At 35.4% G+C, this 23,936-nt stretch carries 19 protein-coding genes; 2 read left to right on the forward strand and 17 right to left on the reverse strand.

Annotated elements, in window-relative coordinates; genetic code table 11:
• Positions 1–44 precede the first annotated feature (44 nt).
• From BK137_RS00805 to BK137_RS00845, 10 genes are all read right to left on the reverse strand, one after another.
• A complete protein-coding gene (locus BK137_RS00805; RefSeq protein WP_051448840.1) occupies positions 45–2,336 on the reverse strand; it encodes a 5'-nucleotidase C-terminal domain-containing protein in 2,292 nt (763 codons plus the stop codon).
• Between the two features lie 468 nt (positions 2,337–2,804).
• Positions 2,805–2,969 (reverse strand): hypothetical protein, encoded by a 165-nt coding sequence (locus BK137_RS22100; RefSeq protein ID WP_155981205.1) that lies wholly within the window; start codon positions 2,967–2,969, stop codon positions 2,805–2,807.
• A gap of 16 nt (positions 2,970–2,985) precedes the next feature.
• A complete protein-coding gene (locus BK137_RS00810) occupies positions 2,986–4,404 on the reverse strand; it encodes a serine hydrolase domain-containing protein (RefSeq protein ID WP_038190223.1) in 1,419 nt (472 codons plus the stop codon).
• A 107-nt stretch (positions 4,405–4,511) separates the two neighbouring features.
• The gene (locus BK137_RS00815; RefSeq protein WP_051448841.1) at positions 4,512–5,540 is read right to left on the reverse strand and encodes a dipeptidase; all 1,029 of its coding nucleotides are present in this window, start codon (positions 5,538–5,540) and stop codon (positions 4,512–4,514) included.
• 226 nt (positions 5,541–5,766) lie between these two features.
• Complete coding sequence (gene menC / locus BK137_RS00820) at positions 5,767–6,915, reverse strand: o-succinylbenzoate synthase (protein ID WP_412104702.1); 1,149 nt, start codon at positions 6,913–6,915, stop codon at positions 5,767–5,769.
• On the reverse strand, positions 6,912–7,751 hold the full coding sequence (locus tag BK137_RS00825) for a GNAT family N-acetyltransferase (protein WP_038190226.1): 840 nt from the start codon (positions 7,749–7,751) through the stop codon (positions 6,912–6,914). Before BK137_RS00825 ends, menC begins: the two co-directional genes overlap by 4 nt.
• A 47-nt stretch (positions 7,752–7,798) precedes the next feature.
• Positions 7,799–8,647 (reverse strand): MurR/RpiR family transcriptional regulator, encoded by an 849-nt coding sequence (locus BK137_RS00830; RefSeq protein WP_038190229.1) that lies wholly within the window; start codon positions 8,645–8,647, stop codon positions 7,799–7,801.
• Positions 8,648–9,117: 470 nt separating this feature from the next.
• Positions 9,118–9,927 carry a YitT family protein gene (locus BK137_RS00835; protein WP_038190232.1) on the reverse strand — a complete coding sequence of 270 codons (810 nt, stop codon included), beginning with the start codon at positions 9,925–9,927 and terminating at the stop codon, positions 9,118–9,120.
• 260 nt (positions 9,928–10,187) lie between these two features.
• Positions 10,188–11,453, reverse strand: coding sequence for a M48 family metallopeptidase (locus BK137_RS00840; RefSeq protein WP_038191142.1), 1,266 nt, complete (start codon positions 11,451–11,453; stop codon positions 10,188–10,190).
• 279 nt (positions 11,454–11,732) lie between these two features.
• Complete coding sequence (locus BK137_RS00845; RefSeq protein WP_038190238.1) at positions 11,733–12,239, reverse strand: hypothetical protein; 507 nt, start codon at positions 12,237–12,239, stop codon at positions 11,733–11,735.
• A 252-nt stretch (positions 12,240–12,491) separates the two neighbouring features.
• Here BK137_RS00845 and BK137_RS00850 point away from each other — a divergent pair, with 252 nt between their 5' ends.
• Both BK137_RS00850 and BK137_RS00855 read left to right on the forward strand, forming a co-directional pair.
• Positions 12,492–13,685: a M20 family metallopeptidase gene (locus BK137_RS00850; RefSeq protein WP_038190242.1), complete on the forward strand. Its 1,194-nt coding sequence runs from the start codon at positions 12,492–12,494 to the stop codon at positions 13,683–13,685.
• Positions 13,686–13,836: 151 nt separating this feature from the next.
• Entirely contained in the window at positions 13,837–14,640 is an 804-nt protein-coding gene (locus BK137_RS00855; RefSeq protein ID WP_038190246.1) for an EcsC family protein, read from the forward strand.
• Between the two features lie 106 nt (positions 14,641–14,746).
• Here the strand turns inward: BK137_RS00855 and BK137_RS00860 are convergent, their stop codons facing one another.
• The 7 genes from BK137_RS00860 to BK137_RS00890 form a co-directional block, all read right to left on the reverse strand.
• Positions 14,747–15,958 carry a NupC/NupG family nucleoside CNT transporter gene (locus BK137_RS00860; protein ID WP_038190249.1) on the reverse strand — a complete coding sequence of 404 codons (1,212 nt, stop codon included), beginning with the start codon at positions 15,956–15,958 and terminating at the stop codon, positions 14,747–14,749.
• Positions 15,959–16,461: 503 nt separating this feature from the next.
• Positions 16,462–17,772 carry an amidohydrolase gene (locus tag BK137_RS00865; RefSeq protein WP_038190252.1) on the reverse strand — a complete coding sequence of 437 codons (1,311 nt, stop codon included), beginning with the start codon at positions 17,770–17,772 and terminating at the stop codon, positions 16,462–16,464.
• 111 nt (positions 17,773–17,883) lie between these two features.
• Complete coding sequence (locus BK137_RS00870) at positions 17,884–19,698, reverse strand: S9 family peptidase (RefSeq protein ID WP_038190263.1); 1,815 nt, start codon at positions 19,696–19,698, stop codon at positions 17,884–17,886.
• Between the two features lie 49 nt (positions 19,699–19,747).
• Positions 19,748–20,125 carry a DUF3899 domain-containing protein gene (locus BK137_RS00875; RefSeq protein WP_038190266.1) on the reverse strand — a complete coding sequence of 126 codons (378 nt, stop codon included), beginning with the start codon at positions 20,123–20,125 and terminating at the stop codon, positions 19,748–19,750.
• A gap of 161 nt (positions 20,126–20,286) precedes the next feature.
• Positions 20,287–21,915, reverse strand: coding sequence for a peptide ABC transporter substrate-binding protein (locus tag BK137_RS00880; RefSeq protein ID WP_038190271.1), 1,629 nt, complete (start codon positions 21,913–21,915; stop codon positions 20,287–20,289).
• A 27-nt stretch (positions 21,916–21,942) separates the two neighbouring features.
• Positions 21,943–22,893 (reverse strand): ABC transporter ATP-binding protein, encoded by a 951-nt coding sequence (locus tag BK137_RS00885; protein ID WP_038190276.1) that lies wholly within the window; start codon positions 22,891–22,893, stop codon positions 21,943–21,945.
• Positions 22,886–23,932 carry an ABC transporter ATP-binding protein gene (locus BK137_RS00890; RefSeq protein WP_038190287.1) on the reverse strand — a complete coding sequence of 349 codons (1,047 nt, stop codon included), beginning with the start codon at positions 23,930–23,932 and terminating at the stop codon, positions 22,886–22,888. The genes BK137_RS00885 and BK137_RS00890 overlap by 8 nt, the downstream gene beginning before the upstream one ends.
• Positions 23,933–23,936: the final 4 nt, after the last annotated feature.

Here is a 23,936-nt window from a genome sequence, read left to right on the forward strand (position 1 = left end):
GTTAACCTAACATGAAATTCATAATTTTGCCGATTGGTATTAAATCACTTTGCAATATCTACAATTCGTCCTTCTGTAGTTGGGTTAATTTCTTTTAGTGATGTTAACTGCTCCGCTAAGTTTTCCCAATCCGAAAGACCTAGGTCTGTTACTCGACCTTCTGCATATGCTTTGGCAAAAATGTCGTAGCCGTCTCCACCTTTGGCAGTAAAGGCATTAGTTGCTACAGTGTAGTTTTCACCGTCTTGAATTGCAATGTAATTGCCGCTTGCATCTTTGTATTTAATGGAAACTACACGTTGACCAACTGGCTTGCTTGAGTCAAATTCTACTTTAGCACCAGATACATGAAGGAAGCCGCCACTTTCTGCTGGATATTCTTTAAAACTCGTTTCGAATCCTAGTTTTAAATCTGCACCTGTTAAAGTCATTGTTGCTAATGTATTACCAAATGGTAGTACTGTAATCACTTCGCCGACAGTAATTTCACCTGCATCAATACCAGCTCGAATACCACCACCGTTTTGAAGCGCCATAATAACATCTTTATTCTTAGTCTTAGCTTTACTTAGCATACCGTCAGTAATGATGTTACCAAGTGCAGTTTCATTGCTACGTACACTAATCTTATCAGTTGCTGAATTATCTTTTCTTGGGTTTTCTAGTGCACTTTTTGCTACTGCTCCGATAGCTTTACTGTTTACTTCTGCAACTTTATCAGAATATGGTTTTAATATAGCAACCGCTTCTGGATCATCTGTTAAAGTTTTTAATGCAATAAGCTCGCCATCAGATTTCACTACTGTACCTTTAGTATCAAACTCTACATCCAACGTACCTAAAAAATCGCTATATTGGTATGCTTGGACGATAACAGTTGGATCTTTTTTCTGCTTGTTGCTATCTTGGTCTACAATAACTGGTTTCTTTAATTCTGTATGGCTATGTCCACCAACGATAACGTCAATGCCTTTTACAGTTGCAGCTAATGTTAAATCATTGTCTACCGCTGCATTATCATCATATCCAATATGTGAAAGCGCAATAACTTTATCAACGCCTTGACCTTCAAAGGCTTTTACTGCTTTTTCAGCCTCTGTAATATAATTTTCAAACGCTATACTTCCTGGACTCGCAATATCTACTGTTTCTTCAGTTGTTAATCCAAAAATGCCGACTTTTTCGCCATTTATTACTTTAACAATACCATTGTAAATCTTTCCTTTTTCAGGTTCACTTGAAATTAAATCTGTAAATAGACCTGTAAAACGCGCATCTGCTGAGAAATTTACATTGGCACTAATGAATGGGAAGTTTGCTCCTTTAATAAAATCTGCTAAAGCTTGATGCCCTTCTGGACTTGAACCTAAATCGAACTCGTGATTTCCAAAAGTCATAGCATCATAGCCCATTAAATTCATCAGTTTTAAGTCTGCTTGTCCTCTGAATTCATTGAAATATAGAGTTCCACTAAATACATCACCTGCGTCTAGTAATAATGCATCTGGATTTTTTGCTCTAATATTTTTGATAGCTGTTGTTCTTTTTGCCGCATTGTCTAAATGAGCATGCGTATCATTCGTGTGCATGATTGATAATGCAAAATTCTTCTCTACGCCATCAACTACATTAATTTCTTTGCCATCCGGAGTTGTGATTTTACCGTTCGCAATTGTAGAATCTTTGTACCAAACGTTATTGTATTGAATGACCCCTGTATTTAACTTTTCACCGTTGAATAATTTTCCATTATAAAGTGCTAAACCCACATTTAACTTACCTTTTACAAAGTAACGACCTGTTTTTTCTGAGATACCTGTAAACGCTTTTCCTTTTACATAATAAGAACGTTTTGCTCCATCACCATACCAACCTGTGCTGAGTTTACCATTTTTAAAGTATCGACCTGTATTGGCACCGATTCCTGTAAATGGTTTTCCTTTCACATAATAGATGTGAGCACTATCTTTTCCATACCATCCTGTCGCTACTTTCCCATTTTTATAATAGGTATTGCTTTTCACCCCTGTAAAAGCCTTCCCCTTTGAATAATAGACACCTTTATATTTAGCAGTGCCCTTCTTTCCGTTTTTATAATAAATACCGCCTTTTAATCCTGTATAAAGTTTGCCATCTTTGTAGAGTTTACTATTAAATTGCTTATACCCTTTTACAGTTTTACCTGTTTTCTTGACTACTAATTTACTATTAGAAACTTGATATTTTGAAGACGCAGCATCTACTGATTCCGACGTAGCAAGAGATCCTATTAAAACTGTTGCTCCTAATATTAATGATGCAGCCGGTTTTACAAACTTATAATTACGTTTTTCCATTTAAACATCCCCTTAAATTATCCTTATATTGGTTTTGTGCAATCCAAAATAGATGACTCTACCTTCTATCATTATATATAAATTCATATAATTCTGTTACCTAAAATACATAATATTCTTAAATTTTTATCAAATTTACATTTTTCTATAAAATATGACTTTTAATATGACAACTTTGTTCATATAAGTTCAAACATAAGATACCAAATTGCAGCTCTTTTTTAAATTAGTAGTTTAATAATTCGCTAAGTAGTATTAGTATTATTTTTTCTTAAAGGTTGTTTAACTGCTCCATTTAGGAACAAACTATCAAAAATCATTCGAATATATCAGAAACTAAACAACCAGTCGCCGGTACAATACCGACAACTGGTTGGGTGAATGCTTTTATATTTCAGTCTTATATACTGGGTCAGTTCCGTAACAACTACTATTCAAGACACTTTTTAATTTTTTTCTTAAATTGATCTAACTTTCTCTTTGATTTATAAGAGCACCAGCTGTAATCGGTTCTAATAGACGAGTATTAATAAATTTAATCATCGATTTTAATCTCGAGGTAGATTGGTTTAAATCATCACTTTGATCTTTGGTAGACTCCTTATCCGAACTACAAGCAACCATGTTTAACAACCAAATTTCTCCCCCCTTAGTCCACCTTTGGAATTTGTCTATATCCGCATTTAATCCTTACAATTGTTCCTTCTTCATCTCTTTTAAAACGCAGTATCATATTCGAGTCTTTTATGTGTACTAAAAAGGTATCTTCAGCAATTAATTTTATTATTGTTTGAATTCCATCTACATTTATATGAAGTTTTCCTTCTTCAATATGAAGTTTCACTTTCGAACCTTCACCAGATACAAATTCACCCTCAAACTCATTTAACTTTTCAGCTGATACGTCAATTTCTTTCAAGCTAAAATGACTATCATGTATAGATCTACCTAGTTGTTCTGCAAATGCACTATATAATAGTTGCGTAGAAGGCACTCCTGCTAAGTTAGTAAATGATACTCCTGCTAAACCTAATTCTGGAATCATATTCAATTGAGCAGCTACTCCTTTAATGGAGCCTCCATGTTCTATCAATCGATAGCCAAAATAGTCAGGTGTTATCATTAAACCGTATCCGTAATATTTCTCATGATCACATTGGATATAAGGTGTTGTCATTAATTCAACGCTCTTTGGAGTCAGTATTTGTACTGAACCTACTTTTCCATTGTTTCTAAAAATTTCAGAATATTTAATCATATCATTTATAGTAGATTTCAAGAATCCTGCGGCACGCATAGCCGGCGCATCCCAAGGATTATTAGATTCAAACACTATCGTTTCTTCTTCTTTTTTTCGTGAATTATAAATGGTAGCAACATCCTCGTGTCCTTTTAATTCTTCATAATGAAATACACTTCGGTGCATACCTGCTGGGCCTAAAATATATTCTTTCATATACTGTTCGTAACTGATTCCACTGACTCGTTCGATAATAGTACCTAAAAGGGCATAACAATCATTTGAATAGCTAAACTCTGTACCTGGAGCACCTAGTAGTGTAAAATCTGCATTCGCGATATCTTTCATTAGTTCCTCATATGTTTCAATAGAAGGTATCTTTGATAAATCCATTGCTGGCTTTCCCTCTTCTTCAAATGTTGGATCCAGCAACATACTCGTACGCATTGCACCTATTAATGCGGCTAAAGGTGGTATTCCTGCAGAATGAGTCATAAAGTGATGAATCGTCATTTGTTTCGTATATTCTTCATTATTAGTTTTAAATTCTGGTAAATATTGCACAACAGCATCGTGAACAGACAGCTTTCCAGCCTCTTGTAGCTGGAGAATAGCCACGCATGTAAATGATTTCGTTACTGAACCAATTCCAAATACAGTATCAGATGATAGAGGAAGCTCTTTTTCTATATTTCGATAACCAAAATCATTTTCATAAAATAATTGACCCTCTTTCGCTAAGCCCATTGCAAAGCCTGGAATTTGATATTTCTTCGTAATTTCACCTGCATACTGATTGAATTCCTTCATCATTGTTTCTTGTTTCATATCGTCCATCTCTCCATTTCTGAATTTCCTGATTTTTAAAACTAAAAAATATATCTATTAAAATTTATCTTAAGAATAATTGCAATACTTAAATCTAATCATTCGTTTTATCCTTTAAAGATTCGAAGGAAATTCCCTCCTAATAATGCTTCAATCTCATTTCCTTTATAGCCTCGATCTATAAGTCCTTCGATAAATAGAGGAATCTCTTGATGACCTGAAATGACATCGAATGGCTTACGTGGTATATTCGCCAAATCAGCTGGTGACATATATTTAATTAAACCTTCACAAAGATCTAACCCGATTCCAACATGCTGAATACCTGCAACTTTTACTAGATGATCGACATGATTGATGAGATACTCTATATTACAATTGGTATCCTCATCAGCAACTAGTAAGCTAGCTGCATTTACTCCAATCACACCATTTTTTGAGGCTATAGCTAGAATCTGTTCGTCCGTTAGATTTCGCATCGTCGAACAAAGTGAGCGAGCATTTGAATGTGATGCAATGATTGGTTTTTTGCTTATTTCCATCACATCCCAGAATCCTTCATCATTTAAATGTGATACATCAATTGTTATACCTAGTTTTTCTGCTTCTTCAATCACCTTAACTCCAAAACTTGTGATGCCTCCTTTTCTTCCTTCACGAATTGGCTGAAAGAAACTCCCATCCCCAACGGCATTTCTTCTACTCCAAACTAACCCGAGATTCCGTACACCTAATTCGTAAAATACTCTTAATAGACTAAGATCCGTTCCTATTGGCTCTGCCCCTTCAATAGCCAATAAGAAACCGATTTTCCCCATTTGTTTAGCTCGTTCCATATCCTCTCCGTTATAGCAAATCATCAATTTTTCTGGAGATTCTTGCACCTCTTCATATAAGTAACTTATCTGCCCCAGCGCTTTTCGAAGGCCCATTTCTGGAAGAAAACTACTGTCAACATATAGAGCAGCTACAATGATATTTACTCCACCCGCTGCTAAACGTTCATAATAATCCGTTTCAATAACCTTTCTTCTACCTTTTTCACGTTGAATCTGTACATCAGATAATAAATCAGAATGTCCATCAATAACTAACGGACTATTCTGATTTTTTTGCACAAAAAATTGATTCTCCATTTTTCTCACCCCCAATAATCATTGATTCATTTACAGTAAATTATATTTCTGTTGTTTTCTGATTAATGTATTGATTTAGAACTATCGAATCTTGTCATAAGTTCTTTACTTTTTAAAAAGCATAATGAGAATAAACATATTTATTTTGTTTTAAATGACGAGAGGTATATCCTACAACTATTTGCAAAATTGTTGTTTTGGGGGATTACAGCCCGACATCAATGATTTATGACTTCAACGAAACCTTATTGCTTTTCGTAACTATTTTCTTGTCTACCCGGTACGATTCAAGAACTTCACGATTTAATTCATAGCCTATACCTGGCCTATCTGGTATCGTGATAATGCCATTTTCGACGATGACTTCTGGCTCAATGATATCCTTTTCCCAATATCTATCTGAAGATGCTGTATCACCTGGTAAAACAAATTGAGATAGACTTGTTAGCGCAATATTATGGGCCCGGCCAATACCAGATTCAAGCATTCCTCCACACCAAACAGGGATTCCTTTCTCAAGACAATAGTTGTGGATTTTTAACGATTCAGTTAATCCTCCAACACGGCCGATTTTAATATTAATAATCTTACAACTACCTAACTCTATAGCTTTTCTAGCATCCTCTAATGAATGAATACTTTCATCCAAACAAATAGGAGTGGATAACTGCGATTGTAATTTTGCATGATCGATAATGTCATCATGCTCTAACGGCTGTTCAATCATCATTAAATCTAATTCATCAAGTCTTTTTAACAGTTCCATATCCTTCAGCGTATAAGCTGAATTTGCATCTGCCATCATATCTAAATCAGGAAAATGTTTTCTAACTTCTTTCAAAACGTCGTAATCCCAACCAGGCTTTATTTTAATTTTGATTCGTTTATAACCTTCATCTACATGATTACTTATAATTTCTAAAAGCTCTTTTACAGAGGATTGAATGCCTATACTGATTCCAACTTCTATCTGCTTCTTTTCTCCACCAAGGGCATTTGCCAATGTTAGATTGCTACGTTTCGCAAATAAATCCCAAACCGCTCCCTCTAATGCAGATTTCGCCATATTATTTCTTCGAATAGCCCCAAACCTCTCTGATACTTCATCTGGATGAGCGATAGGATCCTTAAAAAGCAAGGGAATTAGAATATCTCTCATCATGTGTTCATTTGTTTTTACAGTCTCCTCACTATACCAAGGACTTGCAAAAGCGACGGATTCACCAAAACCAGAGAGGCCATGTTCATCAACCATTTCGATGACAAAAAATTCTCTCTCCTGAAATGTACCAAAGCTTGTGGTAAATGGTTCCTTTAATTTCATTACAAGTCGATGTAGGCAAACTTCTTGAATATCAATTGGACTATAGATCATAATTTTCCCTCCTCATTTCCCACTAAAGATAAACTATTACGTTTTCGAAACACATAATAACTCACCTTTTCTTTTGAATTACGTTTTACATCCACTGCTACGTAGTCATTCAAACACAATTCTTGAAACCATTTTCTCGTTTTATAGCGCCAATCCAATGCAAGACTTGGCTGTTGTTGCTTCATTTGTTGGAAATTCTCTGGTATTGGAATTAAGATTATATCTTTCTTTTTATTTTTTATTGGCTCTATCTCAGAGCTAATAATCGGAAACTGCCTCTTATTGAGCTCTGTTTCAATCAACGGTTCATAGCTTTGGACTTCATCATTCTTTTGTTCACCCTGGATGTGATCACTACGAATCCACCACTCTACTAAAAATCTGTCAGTAGGAATTCCTTTATTAAGAGGATCTTCCATCATTCCGTAATGATTTTCCAAATAGGAGGCTGCAATCCCTTTTAACTTATGTAGATTCAAGTAAGCATTCACGCTTTCTAGAGGGTCGTATGTCCAAACAATTAATGAATAGCCCATTTCAAGTGCCCATTCCTTCTGAGCAGCTTTTAGTTTTTCTCCTAATCCACCTTTTTGATAAGTAGGTAAAACACCGAGCATATGAGAGCATAAATATGCTTTGCCATTCTTAAATCCTGGGAAGCTATATTGATAGCCTACTAATTCATCATTATCATAAGCGCCTAGGATCATTCCACCATTCTTCGATGCTGTATACGTTTGGTGTATTGGTATAACTGGCATTTTCCAAACCTTCTCTTCAATTTGCTGTGTGGCTCTTATCTCTTCGATATCTACTAATCTCTTAATCTGTAACATTCTACACCTCACCTATTTTTCTATATAAACACCAGCAAAGTTTTGTATCATTCTCCAAAAAAACGGTTTAATTGTAGCTCTTCGTATACTTTAGTTCTTTTTGCAAACTGTTCTGAATTTTTCACTGCTACAGCACCAACTATAGCGTTCATCAGCGAAAACACTGCCGGTGCGACATCTAATGTAGATTTAATTGGTAGTTGTACAGTAAATAAGATATCCGCATGTTCTCGAATTGGGGCAACCTCTGAATCAGTAATACCAATTACAAACGCACCTTGACGCTTTGCTTCTTTCGCCATATTGATTGTTTCCAAAGCATAACGATGAAATGAAAATGCAACAAACGTGCTTCTCTCATTCATTTCACTAATACGTAACATAATATCATCTGTATCAGGTCGGAATAATCTTACATTTCCACGCATTAAATCGAGAGTAAACGAAAACCACTGTGCCATTGCATGAGATGATCGAACACCTGATACAAGAACTCTTTCTGATTGAGCTAAATGGTCTACTACTTTTGTAAAATCACCTACATTTAGCCTTTCAGCTGTTTGCAATATCAACTCAGCATCTTTTATCATTATTTTCTTTGAAAATTCTTGATCCATCTCAGTGGAATTTTTCATAAAGTGGAATTCAAATAAACTACTTTTTTTATTGAGCAGTTGTTCTTGAACATCCTTTTGCAAAGCGCTGTATCCACTATATCCAAGTGCGTGACAAAATCGAATAACCGTAGTTTCACTGACATTAATCTCCTGTCCTACTTGAACACCTGAGTTCATCGCAAACGCCTCTGGATTTGCAAAAAAATGCTTTGCTACCATCTTTAAACCTTTTGAAAATTCATCATATTTTGATTGAACCTTAGACTTTAATTCATCCATTTATCTATCTCCTGTTTCTCGAAGGATTTCCTTTTTTTTCATCATAATGAAGTTTATTCTTCTTTTCAATTAAAATTACAATAAATTCCGAAAATTACAAATTAATTTACCCATTGATTTAGAAATGATTTATTTCAATCGTATACAAATTTATCTTCATCCATCTTAAAACATACAATGCATTCAAGGTTTCATTTGAAATAGAGATTTACGGCTAAATAAAATAAAAAATTGAACGTATTCATAAAAAAAGTGTCTATAAAAGGAATGACCTTCCTTCTAAAGACACTTTAATTTATCATGTTCAATTACATCGCGAGGTTTTCCTGAAGAATACAGATGTTTAATAATATTGCTGGCATTAAAATTTAACACGTCTGTATTTTTTCCTCTATTCAAAAATTAAAAGCAATTACCTCTTATCATTTTAAATGATTCACTGAGATAATTGCTTCTATATTTAATAACTCTTATCCACGGTGGAACATCCCTATAACTTCTTTTGTCTCTGTGATGTTCACAAATGCATTTGGATCAACTTCAGTAATCATTTCTTTAACTTCTGATAATTGATAACGAGTGATAACAGTAATAAGGACTTTTCTACCTTCACCAGTATAAGCTCCCTCACCATCCATAATTGTAACTCCGCGATATAGATTCGCAAGTAATTTCTCTTTCACTTCGTCACCTTTACCCGTAATAATCATCAGAGTTAGTTTAATGTGATTCGTATGAATCGTATCAATAACTTTACCCGTCGCATAAATCGCTACAAGCGTGTATAAAGCTGCATCCCAGCTAAATACAAAGCCAGAAATCACTACAACGATCGCGTTCATCGCAGAAATCATCGCCCCAAGAGGAAAATCTCTTTTCTTATTTAGAAGCATCGCAATAATATCAAAGCCACCTGATGATCCTGAAGCTTTAAAAATTATCCCAATACCAATTCCTGTAATAACTCCACCAAACAGTGATGCAAGAAGGGGCTCATGTGTTACTTGATAAACAGGAATTACATACAAACTAACTGAAAGTACTAGTACTGAAAGAATCGTATATCCAATAAACCGTTTACCTAATTTCATTACACCTATAATAAGTAAAGGAAGATTTAATAAAAAGTTTAAAATACCTGTATTGAAAGGCGTTACTAGACCAAGCATGATAGCAATTCCACTTAATCCACTGCTAAGAATTTCATGAGGAATCAACAAAAAGTTATAAGCAAATCCCACTAAAATAGAACCTATTGTAATTATAAAAATATTGCGCATAGCTACTCTCCCTACCAAATAATCCTGTGCTACTATTTTTTTATTCTTTTTTAAAAATTCACACAACATCTCATACTAACGCTTCCGAATCTTAACTCGGTGACCATGTCATAAGCACAATTGAATTATATTATAGTTGAGTTTTAACGATTAAAAAATTTAATAGTTTTTTCTGAAAAATAGGAATAACTATAACCCAGCAGTAACAACATGAATTATTCACAAATATAAATATATGAACAATTCATGTATAGCCTTCATTACTCTTCTACACTTGTTTGATCGGCAACTTTATAAATTCTTTCTAACATTGGAGGATGCGTATATCGGAACCATTTCACAAGTAAAGGCGGATTTACTTCACTTAATCCAGATTTTGTGAGTTTTTGAAACGCCGTCACCGCTGCCTCTTTATCCCCCATTAACTCTATTGCATACTGGTCAGCTCTTGATTCCTGATATCTAGAGACATAATTCGAGATTGGACTTGAAGCGAATAATAACATCGAAGTAATTAGTAAAAACAATGGGAGCGAACTAATGTCACTAATCTTCTTTAGTTTTAATACCCTTCCATGTCTTGCAATAATCCAAGTCATAATCCTCGACGTTAACCAAAGTCCAATAAGCGTCATGAAGATATAACCAACCAGGCCAAAATAAATATGTTTCTCTACATAATGTCCCATTTCATGTGCCATTATGAATAAAATTTCTTTATCTGATAAACGATTTAATGTAGTATCCCAAAGCACAATCCTCGAATTACTACCAACACCAGTAACATAAGCATTTAGAGCATTCGTCTTTTCCGCCATGTTCACTTCAAACACATGCTCAGCTGGAATATTTGCCTGTTCGGCTAACGACAAAATCTTTGTCTCTAATTCTTTATTTTTCAACGGGTAAAAATCGTTATATAACGGGGCAATTACTACCGGTTGGATAAACATGATAAAAATAGAGAAAGGGATTGTTAATAGCCAGGCATATAGCCACCATCTCTTGGTACTTTTTTTTATGAGCCAATAAAGAACCAACACAACTATTACAGTCATGCCTAAGTTAACCCAAAAGTCTATCACACCATCCCTCATCCAAGAAGAAAAGCTTTGGGTACTAATTCCATACTTTTTACTTAAGGTAAAGCTATAATAGTCCATTGGAAATAATACAATATACGTAAGTAGTGATAACAAAAATAGATAGATTACATTTTTTACGATTGTCCATTTGGAAAGTGCTGCTGACCATTTTTCTAACATAAAAGATAGCCCTACAAGCAATATTAAGAAGTAGACGAGCCATTCAAACGGAGTCGCTACAAAAAAGAGGAAATTCCTAATTTTCGAGTACTCTCCACTTAATAGTAATTCGTGCTCGGACATAAACATCGCTGGATCAGCGACAGTTCCCTTTAAAGCAGCTGGTATAGTGCCACCACCACTATGAAAAATATAAAAATACATCGCTAAAGCATACACACCAAATATCAATAGAGCTGATATTCCCCATTTTTTTGCTATGTCGTTCACTCCCTTGTTCAGTTCGTCCTACAATAAGTGTAATCTAAAACGACAAAGATAGAACAGATTTCTATGTTAAAGCTTTATTAAGATTAGCTAAGCACAGATACAAATAAAAATCGGCAACGAACATTATTCTTTTTGAAAAAATCTATAAGAATATTCTTCCCCAATACGGGCAAAATCATGTTTTTAATTGTTGGTATTAGAAATGAGCAAGTAATTCTATTAATTTCCCAAAGCTTTAACGATTTTATATATCTACTTTTTTTATTTTATTTAGACTTTGTTAGTCTTTATTGTTGTTTTTGGTGGATTCGCATTCTTTACTAATTTACCTCCATCAAAATGACGACCATATTTTTTTACAAATGTAGTTATTTCATCTGTTGAAGAAAGGTGCCCTATGTGTCCCCACGTTAAAAAATAGGACTGTACTTTCCCACTATAAAATACCCAACTAAAAAATCTTCGTGCAAAGTTGTGGGAGCCACTCTTCCTAAATTCATTCATACGGTTACCATCTCTCCAAACTGTTATCGTTTGCCCTATTCCTCCTTGTATTTGTCCAGTCAGCTCAGCATATAGTAGGTTTTCATTTTTTGTCAGTGCTTTCATTATGAATTGATTTAGCATCCCATTTATGATCAAGCGTGGAATATTGAACAGTTCTCCTCTTGTTACAGATATCACTGCACCTGGCGGCAACATAATATTTCTATCGCCCAAAGTAAACTTGGCACCGTACTTATTATTGGGGTCTTCAAGTTTCATCCATGTTTTCATAAGAGCCTCCTGATTTCATATAGAATAAGACATATATATTCTACATAAATTCACAATAACCCTGTATTTAATTTACAGATTTTTTCTTTATTCAATTAATCTGCCCGTTAGCTTATCAACTACAAATCAACATTAAGCTTTAACAGTTCTTTTATTTATTATATTTTAAATATTAAAAATACTTTGATTTACACAAATGTTAAAGGTTATTATTAAGTTACAAATTAGAATATAGGGAGATGTGTTGCCTGTATGACCGTTAATTACGACTTTTTATTGCATCATCAACAAACTATTAAAGAAGATCTTTTAAATCTCGTACAAGCTGAGTCACCCAGTTATGATAAGAATCTCGTAGATTTAACAGGAAATCTGATTAAGGTTATTATCCAAAAACGTCTTGGTAAAGATTACATCTGTACGGAATATATGAACAACCAATATGGAAATCACCTCCTGTTCGAGAAAGAACATTCCGCAAAACCTCGTGTCCTATTCCTTTGCCACTTTGACACTGTTTGGCCAAAAGGTGAATTACCAATTCATTTTGAAAATGACGTGTTTTATGGCCCAGGAGTGTTTGATATGAAAGCAGGATTATTGTCATCTATTTGGGCGATTTCTTCATTAGAAAACACTTTAGAAACGTTACCAATATCTCCTGTATTTTTACTTACTTCAGATGAAGAAATCGGTAGTATATCCTCTAGAGAATTGATTGAAGAGGTGGCAAAAACATGTGAGGCGGTTTTTGTGATGGAGCCCCCTGAGGCCCAAACGAGTAACCTGAAAACAGCTAGAAAAGGTATGGGAATGTATCAATTAGAAGTACAAGGAATAAGTACACACGCTGGAAATAACCATGAAGATGGTGTCAACGCTATATTAGAGATATCTTACTTAGTACAACAACTCCAAGAGCTAACTGATTATGGCAAAGGGACAACAGTGAACGTAGGTGTGATTCGTGGTGGTACAACGATAAATGTAGTGCCAGAATACGCATCTATTGACGTAGACTTTCGAATTTCTACATTGCTTGAAGCGGAAAGAATTATGCAAGCAATCGAACAACTTACTCCGAAAAATCCATTGGCAAAACTGAGCATAACTGGTGAGTTGAATCGACCACCGCTTGAGAGAAGCGAAGCCAATCAACAATTATTTAAAATTGCTCAAGAAGCAGGTAAAAAACTGAACATTGAAGTTAATGAATCTAGTGTAGGAGGAGCAAGTGATGGCAACTTCACTTCTGCTTTAGGTATTTCAACTATTGATGGACTAGGTATTCCAGGAGATGGAGCACATGCAAGACATGAACATATTCAATTCGATATGTTTGCAAAACGTTGTGCCCTAGTTGCAGAGCTATGTATCGCCTTTGGAGATAAATTTGTAAACGACTATACTATAAATAACAATAAAGAAGAACATATAACAAAGTAACAAATAGCCAAAATGAACTTAATAATAATGTGAGGTATCGGGCTAAGAAGAGATTCATAGACTGATACTTTTTTGTGACTATCACTAGAAGTGAAACTTTGCATTCACATATTCGTATTACTAGTATTCAAAGTATGAGGAGATAAAATGAGTGAATGATTCTAAGGAATGGTTAACAGAAGAATTTAACAAGGTAGAAGCATGGGAAAAGGATCAAAATGATCTATGGTTTTTCGAGAAAATTGGGCGGTTGCCATTTAAAATCATCGATAAATGGACACCTAAGTTCATTCAAGATAAAATCGGCATTCTACTGGACGAGCTTGGCCAATACGTTCAAACAGGTGGAAACTATCTAAGTTCAGTATCTAAAATCCCTTCGTATTATCCTAAGCTTGAAGTACAAACAATTGAGGATGTGAAAATGCTGCCTGTCTCTAAGATGGATCATGCAGTTGATGGGCTGACTAAAAACAGAAAAAATTTAGCAACACTACAAGGCGCAGGTACCGGAATCGGAGGTATATTTACATTATCAATCGATATCCCTCTCCTTTTAGGGTTACAGTTAAAAACTATACAGGACATTGCAATTTGCTATGGCTATGACCCAAATGAAAAAAAAGAACGTTTATTTATCGTAAAATGTCTTCAATTTATCTCCTCTGACATTATCGGTAAGGAAGCAATCCTTTCCCAATTATCCATGTTTGATAACCAAGATGAGACAGTAAAACGAGAGGTTATATCCGAAATGCAAGGTTGGCGTGAAGTCGTGTATTCTTACCGAGATCAATTTGGCTGGAAGAAACTGTTTCAAATGATTCCGATTGCTGGTCTCTTATTCGGTGCATTCATTAATCGGTCAGCAGTCCATGATATAGCGGAAGCGAGCAAAATGCTATACAGAAAGAGAAGGATAATTGAAAAGTTGCAGTATCATGAGTTTGATTAAATCATCATTAAAAACAAATATGACCTTACCCATTATTGGATAAGGTCTCTCATACCAGTATATATAATCTATCTAAAATTCTTAGTTACGTTTTTAATCTGCCCAATTATAAAAACATGCCTGCTATGGCAGCGCTTAATAATGAAGCCAACATCCCTGAGGCGACAGCTCTAAATCCTAAGCGTGCAACATCTTCGCGACGGCTTGGTGCCATCGAACCTAAACCGCCTAACAACATCGCCATCGAGCTTAAGTTTGCAAATCCACATAATGCGAAGCTTACTACAATTACTGTTTTTGGAGATAATGATGCAATTTCAGGTGCAAAAGCAGAATAAGCAACGAATTCGTTTAGCACTAACTTTTGACCTATAAAAGATCCTGCCTGGACTGCTTCTGACCAAGGAACTCCTATAACAAATGCAAGTGGTGAAAAAACAAATCCTAAAATCCCCTCAAGTGTTAACTCCTTAAATCCAAAAATACTTCCTATTCCACCTAGTAGTCCATTAAGAAGTGCGATAATTGCAATAAATGCAAGTAGCATCGCACCTACATTTAACGCAAGTTTTAATCCATCACTAGCACCACGTGCAGCTGCATCAACTACGTTGACAGATGAATCATCTTTTTCCATAGTGAAGTTTTCTTCATTCACGACTTCCGTTTCAGGAATCATAATTTTAGCTAAAATTAATCCTGCTGGAGCAGCCATAAAGCTTGCAGCAACCAAATATTCTAATGGAACTCCTAATAATGCATACCCTACTAAAACTGACCCTGAAACCGAAGCAAGTCCTCCGGTCATAATAGCAAAAAGCTCTGATTTTGTCATATTCGCAATAAATGGTCGTATAACAAGAGGTGCCTCCGTCTGTCCTACAAAAATATTTGCAGCAGCCGAAACAGATTCTGCCTTACTTGTTCCCAAAAGCTTTGAAAGAGCTCCACCAAGAATTCGAATAAAGAACTGCATAATTCCTAAATAATATAAAACAGAAATTAGAGAAGAGAAGAAAATGATAACGGTCAATACTTGAAAAGCAAAAACAAAACCGAAATTTTTAGTATCCGCTGCAGGACCAAATACGAAGGAAATCCCTTCACTTGCATAAGAGATTAAATTTTGTATACCATTTGAAAAAGCTAGGAGACCTTCACGCCCTGTTTCCCATTTTAAAACGATAAAAGCAAACAAAATTTGAATTACTAATCCTCCAACAACTGTTCGCAAATTGATTGATTTTTTGGAACTTGACAATAAAAAAGCTATACCAAGAATAGCTATTATACCGCAAATCCCCCATAATACGTTCATATTAGACACCTTCTTTGTATGTAGTAGAAAAACAATCCCTTTTATCAAATCCCTTAATTAGACATCTGACAACAGACAACCTTAGAGCATCTTAACAAATAGCACTAAGGATGTAAATTGAAATATTATTCTATATTTTCATTCTTTTTTAATCATTCAAAATAATTGTTCCTCTTTAGAAACTGACTTGAAATAGTAATTCCCTAAATCTAAAAAATTATCACATTCTATTGTTAAAATATTGACTCCGTACTTAATTCAATAAAAAAAGTTCTAATGCCATACTTAGCACTAGAACTTTTACCGAATCTATATTGAAATTTATACTTACATATTTTAATGGCTTTGACTTCTCCTCTTGTACAAGAGTTATAGATTATTGCGTTTAGTAATTTGACTAATTTAGCTTTTCTTTTTTATGAATGAAAGTAACTTATTTAGGACTTTTAATTATAAGCTACTAATAACTAAGAAAAATAATTTATCCTATTATCAATATAAAATTAATTATATTGATATTGATATTGATAAATTCGTTCAATTGTTTCTAACCACGTGTTTAGAATGATTGGAAATACCGCTTCATCAATATCAAATTTTTCATGATGATGACCAGCTGCTAACGTTGTACCAAAAATTGCATATGTGGCAAGTCCCCCTTGTCGCTGAACTTGGTCCATCATATAAGTTGCATCTTCTGAACCACCCGCAAACTTACTTCTCAATAGTACTTCCTCTACACCATTAATATCTTTTGCTGCAAGGCCAACTAAATCTATTAATTCCTCTGAAGAAGCACACGTTTTAGCTTCACCAACTATTTCATAAGTAAGCTCTGTTCCATACATTTTAGAGGCTCCTTCTAAAACAGATAGTGCTTGCTCATGTACATAAGTATGTACCGAGTTATTTTCACCACGTGTTTCTAATTTTAATGAGGCATGAGCTGGTACAATATTACGTCCATCTCCTGATATACAAGTTCCAACATTGATACGTGATGCACCATCACTATGTTGTGTAATTGTATGAAGACCCAATATTGCCGAAGCTGCAGCAAGTAAAGCATTTTTCCCCTTTTCAGGTTCAGCCCCTGCATGTGCAGCTTTCCCAGTAAATTTTGCATCTATTTTAGTTGTAGCTAAAAACCCATCTGCACCAGCTATTACTGTACCCAATGGTACATTTATTCCTACATGCATACCTAAAAAATAATCCACATCATCTACAACTCCAGCAGCGACCATTGACTTTGCTCCGCGAACACCTTCTTCAGCTGGTTGAAAAATAATTTTAATAGTACCTTCAATTTGATCCACATTATTTGCAAGGACTTGTGCTAAGCCTATACCAATTGCGCTATGGGCATCATGTCCACAAGCATGCATTTTCCCTGCATATTTTGAGCGAAAATCAAATTGTTTCGGAAAATGTGTAATTTCATCATTTTCAAGTATATCTAGCGCATCCATATCAAAACGGAAAGCAATGGAAGGTCCTGTTTTTTTTCCTTTAATTGTAGCAACAACACCTGTATATCCCCCAACCATCTTTTCCATATATTTTACGTAGCCACCGTTACTTTTTGCATTCTCATAGTAAACTGCTAACTCGTCATCAGAGGGGACGCCCATCCTTTCTTCTGACACAACCTCTTTTCCTATTTGTACATGTAAACCTAATTTGTGCAATTCATGTGCGATTATTGAAGCTGTACGAAATTCCGTCCAGCCTGTCTCAGGGTACTGATGGAAATCTCTTCTCCACGCAACCATTTGTTCAATTAAATTTGAAGTAGTTGTAAATAGTTTCATAAAACACACTCCTTAGATTAATAATTAGATACTTGTCTTACTAGACAAACTGTTGAAAAAAAGAAAACAGAAAAAACATACCTGCAACACGACTATCTAATATTTGTGTTATTAAGACTTAAAATTGACTTCCTGTACCTTTAAAAACTTTTGCATGAATTGAACTATTTCCGTATTCATTTTAATATGATTTTCGATTTTTTCTGTTTGGTGACCTTCGTCCTCAAAAATAATAAGATCTACTTGCTTTCCTTGCTCTTTTAAATCTGCCGTTAGCTGTTCGGCTTCACTAACAGGGACTCGTGTATCGTTTCTACCGTGGAAAATAAGTAAAGGTACTTTTATTTTATCGGAATGATTTAATGGTGCGATTTCTTCAAAGAAATCAACATCATCTTTTAATGATCCATATTCATATTCACGTAATTTTCTGCGCCATGCCCCTGTGTTTTCTAAGAATGATTTGAAATGGGATATCCCTACAATATCCACTCCTGCCGCCCATATATCAGCATAATGTGTTAGGGCAGCTAAAACCATAAATCCACCATAGCTACGTCCCATAATACCGATTCGTTCGGAGTCGGCTCCATGCGTATGTACTAAATCATTTGCTAGCCATTTTAAATCAGCTACAGAATCCATACGCTTTCGTACATCATCCAATTTCACGTATTTTCGTCCATACCCCATACTTCCTCGCACATTCGGTGCCGCTACTGCAAAGCCATTCGCTGCTAGATACTGAATCACAGGGTTATACTCAGCTCGTAGTTGATACTCGGGTCCACCGTGAACATACACTACTACCGGCTGAGCTTCTTCCTTTTTACCATATAGAAAGTAAGGTACTTCCAAACCATCAAAAGAAGAAAATGTACAAAGCTCTGGTTGCTGCCACAAGTGTTGTACTTCCTTAGCCTCGCCTATGAATGTGACACGTTCTACTTTGTTGTCATTCAAAGATACTCTCCAAATATCACCAGGAAGTATGGGGCTTTTTAGTCCAAAGTAAAGTTCATTATCATTTAGCCAAGTTAGAGATTCCACTACCCCGCTTGGAACACCTTCGATATAATGATGCTTCTGTTTTATTAAATCATAAATTCCAAGAAGAGAGACTCCACCCTCGTTTGTAGTAAATGCTAGGATAGAATTGTCTGGAGATAATTTAATTTCTTCAATATCCCATTTGTCGAATGTAAGTAGTTCCTGTAGTTGAGAAGATTCTTTAAAATTAAATTTATGGATGCCTAAAGTATCTTGACCAACATCAGTCAGGATGAATCCACTCTCTCCATTATTACTCTGCTGAAGTGACTGATATCTAGATAAAGGATTTCCTTCGAATAATTTACAAAGCTCTTTCTTGTTTAAGTTTAGTATGTAGTAAGATTGATCAATATTTGTTTCAGGCATGCTAATGATTAAATGCTCTCCATCTTTTGTCCAACCAATAGGAGTACAATTGCCATCTACCTGATAAACAACTTCCTCTGTTTTTGTTTCCACATCTAGGATAAATATATCGAAGTAACCCGGATGACGACGATTACTTGTGAAAGCAATTTTACTTTCGTCTGAAGACCATCCGCCAAATTGGTGAAAATGTTCTTTTGATACTACAAGTTCCTTTGCATACGAATCTTTTTCTCTCAATAAGTGAAATTGCTGTTTTTCATTTCCTTTTTCATCTATTCCTACAATCATTTGCTTTCCTGATGGAGAATGGTATACAGCTAGAACTCGGTCTGGCAGGTCTGAGTATTGTTGAATTTCAGCTGTTGTTACATCCCACTTCCAAACTTGTGGAATACCAGTTTCTTTAGAAATAAAAGTAATAGCTTGTTGATTTGGGATCACTTGTGGCTGGAATCCCCCACGTACATTTAAGTACTCAGATAAAACTTGATCCGAATTTATCATTATTTTCAGTCTCCTTTTAATAGATAGTATCTACATTTATGTATTTCTACTAATAGTAAAATATTAATCCAATAATACTTACAAAAATTGAAGAAGCAGCTAAACTAGAAATCGAGAAAAACAATACTTGGGCTATCTTTTGTTTAAATTGATTTAAATTTGCATCATTAGCGAGCTGCTGATTTGCACGTTCTAGTGATCTAGACTTGTTCATAGGAATGATAAAATGCCCTAGTGATCGAAATCCTCTAGTAAACACACTGAAAAATCTAGTTTGCCAAATATTAATACAAGCAGATATTATTGCAGCGGTTAAACCGAAAAGAAATGTGTAGTTAATCCATTCAACTAGTGTCCAATTTAAGAGCAGCATGATGCCTACCCAAAGCATGGCCAGAGCACTTGTAAGTAAAAAAAATCTTTTCATTCTATCACCTCTTATTAATTTGAATCAGTTATAGCTATAAGTAAAAAAGATAAAGACCCTTACAATTCCATGTCTTCTTAGAAAAGCTTACGCTCTCTTCGGTAAACTGCTGGCCAAGGGACTTTATCAATTTACAACTCACAATTTATGAATAAAACGTTTTATTTCGTTTTTTCTGCCCATTTAAATTGAGGGAAACGATTCACATAATAAGCGATGTTTTCAAAATCAGGATTTGTTAAGTAATTATATTTATAGAAATTCACAGGCATAAACGGCATATCCGTCATCAAAATTTTCTCCGCTTGATGCAAAAGCTCATAGCGTTTATTTACATCTTGCTCTACTTTAGACTTAGCAATAATAGAATCATATTCTTTATTTACCCATCCTGTACGGTTGTTAGGACTATCACCTAGGTAGTAGTCAAGATTAACAACAGGATCAACAAAAATACCAATCCATCCCATACGAGCCATTTGGAAGTTTCCTTGTTTTGTTGTTTCTAGATAAGTACCCCACTCTTGGTTACTTAGTTTAAGTTTGACACCTAAGTTTTGATCAATCATTTCTTGTACTGCTTCTGCAATTTTTTTATGATTTTCAGCCGTGTTATAAAGTAATGTTACTTCTGGAAGCTTGCTCCAGCCCTCTTCGGCCATACCTTCTGCTAACAGCTTTTTGGCTTCCTTAGCATTTTCTTCAAAGTAATCGCCACCAACTTTACGGAAATCTCCTTCTGGTGTTTCTGCGCCTTCAGGAACCATTGCATATGCTGGTGTTTCTCCACCTAACGTTACATTTTCTGTCAATGCTTTACGGTCAATTGACATTGCGAAAGCTTTACGAACTTTTGCATTTGTAAATGGTTCTTTCTTAACATTGAACATGTACATATATGTTCCGTAGTAAGGTTCTTCACGATAATCTTCATTATCTTTTTCAGTTGCAAGAACATCACTTGGTAATGTACTGATTAAATCTAATTCTCCTGTTTTGAACATTTGATAATAAGTTGTAGCTTCATTTACTATTTTGAAAGTCACTTTATCTAATTTCACTACGTCTTTATCGTAGTATTCATTGTTCTTTTCAATCACTACATTACTTTCATGCTTCCATTCCGTCATCTTAAATGGACCATTACTAATGTATGTGTTTGCATCTGCAGCCCAGTTCTCATTACTTTCAACCAGCTTTTGTTGAACTGGATAGAATGTCCACAATGTAAGTAAGCTATCAAAGTAACCTAATGGCGCATTCAATTGAACTTCAAGTGTTTTATCATCTACAGCAGTTACCCCAACATCCTCCACTTTACCTTTACCTTTGTTGTATTCTTCTGCACCTTTAATATAGTAAAGGTAAAATGAAAACGCACTTCCAGTTTCGGGATTTAATACCCTTTTCCATGCATATTCAAAGTCACCCGCAGTAACTTGAGACCCATCAGACCATTTTACGTCGTCACGAAGAGTAAATGTATAAGTTTTTCCATCATCAGATGTCTTCACATCTTTAGCTGCACCTAAAACCGGCTTCCCATCCTTATCACGAGTATATAGACCTTCAAAAATATGATCTAGTACCCAACCAGAAGTTGTATCTGTTGCCTTAGCAGGGTCAATTGCTGGAGGTTCACTACTCGCATTTACGACAATCTCTTGTTTAATGTTACCTTTGTCCGTTTTATCTCCTTTGGATGATTCATCTTCTCCTCCACCATAACATCCTGCCAAAGCAGAGCCTGTTACTAGCACTAAAAGTAATGACAATAACCATTTTTTCATTTTATTTCCTCCTTCTTTCTATTCATATTAATATAAGTGACAAGCCGTCCAATGCTCTTTCTCTACCTCTTTCCACTGAGGCTCTTGCAATGCGCATACCTCCATTGCATGAGGGCATCTCGTTCGGAATCGACAACCACTTGGTGGATTGGTCGGGCTTGGTGGATCACCAGCAAGGACAATTCGTTCTCTTTTTGCATCACGTGGATTTGTTTTCGGTATAGCTGATAATAATGCCTGGGTATATGGATGTAATGGATTCGTGAACATGTCATCACTATTACTTAATTCCATCATCTTACCTAAGTACATCACACCGATTCGATCACTAATATGTTTTACCATTCCAAGGTCATGTGCGATAAATAGGTACGTTAAATCTTCAGATGTCTTTAAATCTTCCAATAGATTAATAACCTGTGCTTGAATAGATACATCTAGTGCTGAAATAGGCTCGTCCGCAACGATAAATTTTGGTTCTACTGCCAATGCACGTGCTATGCCAATTCTTTGTCTTTGCCCACCGCTAAATTCATGAGGATAGCGTTTAGCATGTTGTGGACTCAAACCAACACGCTCTAATAATTCATAAATTCGATTGGTACGCTCTTTGCCACTAAATAGCTTATAGGCATCGATTCCTTCAGCGATAATGTCGCCCACTCGCATTCTAGGATTCAGTGATGCATGTGGATCTTGGAAAATAATCTGCATTTCTTTATTCACATTTCTTTTCATTTCTTTATTTAATTGTTTAATATTCTGACCATCGTATATTATATCTCCATCCGATGCCGCTTGGAGTCCAACGAGCGTTTTCCCTAAAGTAGACTTCCCACTCCCACTTTCTCCAACAAGACCAAACGTTTCCCCTTTTCGGATGTAGAATGAGATATCATCAACTGATTTAACAGTAACATCGGATTTAATTTTAAAATATTTTTTTAAAGATTGGATTTCTACTAAATTCTTAGTCAATACTCTCACCCCCAACTGTAACTGTTTTATCCTTTTCTAATGCAAAAGGCATTTCCATTTTGGGTGCTCGAGTATCATTTAGCCAGCATCGTGCAGAATGCGATTCATCAATTTGATAGTCTCCTGGCATTTCTTCTAAACATATATCCATTGCATACTTGCATCGCGGTGCAAATGGGCAACCCTTAGGTGGAGAAAAAAGATCAGGTGGAGAGCCTTCAATAGGTATTAATTGTTTCTTTTCTGTTCCTTCTAAGTTCGGAATCGAGTTCAACAATCCCCATGTATACGGGTGTTTTGGATTTTCAAATAAATCGAAAACGGTTGCACTTTCAACCATGATACCTCCATACATCACCATTACTCGTTGAGCAGTTTCTGCTACAACACCTAAATCATGAGTAATGAGAATAATCGCTGTTTGAGTGTCCTTTTGCAATTTCTTCATTAACTCTAAGACTTGTGCTTGTATAGTAACATCTAGGGCTGTGGTGGGTTCATCTGCAATAAGTAATTCCGGATTACAAGCAAGTGCGATTGCAATCATTACACGTTGTCTCATCCCCCCACTAAACTCGTGTGGGAATTGGTTGTAACGCTCCTCTGGATTTGGAATTCCTACCTGCTTAATCATTTCTATCGCTTTCTTTTTGGCTTCTTGTTTAGATAATTTTTGATGAGTGATGAGTCCTTCAGCAATTTGCTTACCAACGATCATTGTTGGATTTAATGACGTCATCGGATCTTGAAATATCATGCCGATTTTAGACCCTTTTACTTTTCGCATTTCCCTTTTTGAAGCCCTTAGTAGTTCTTTTCCTTGGAATTTAATACTGCCGCCTTTAATAATGCCTGGAGGAGTTGGAATTAGCCCCATAATAGATTGGACAGTGACACTTTTTCCACTGCCACTTTCACCAACAATGGCAACTACTTCCCCTTTATCAACATGGAAGGAGACGTCTCTTACTGCCTTTACTTCCCCGCCGTATGTTTTGAAATTTATCTCTAAATTATTAACTTCTAGTAAATGATTCATTGTT

Origin of the sequence: Viridibacillus arenosi, assembly GCF_001955655.1 — a bacterium.
GTDB lineage: Bacteria > Bacillota > Bacilli > Bacillales_A > Planococcaceae > Viridibacillus > Viridibacillus arenosi.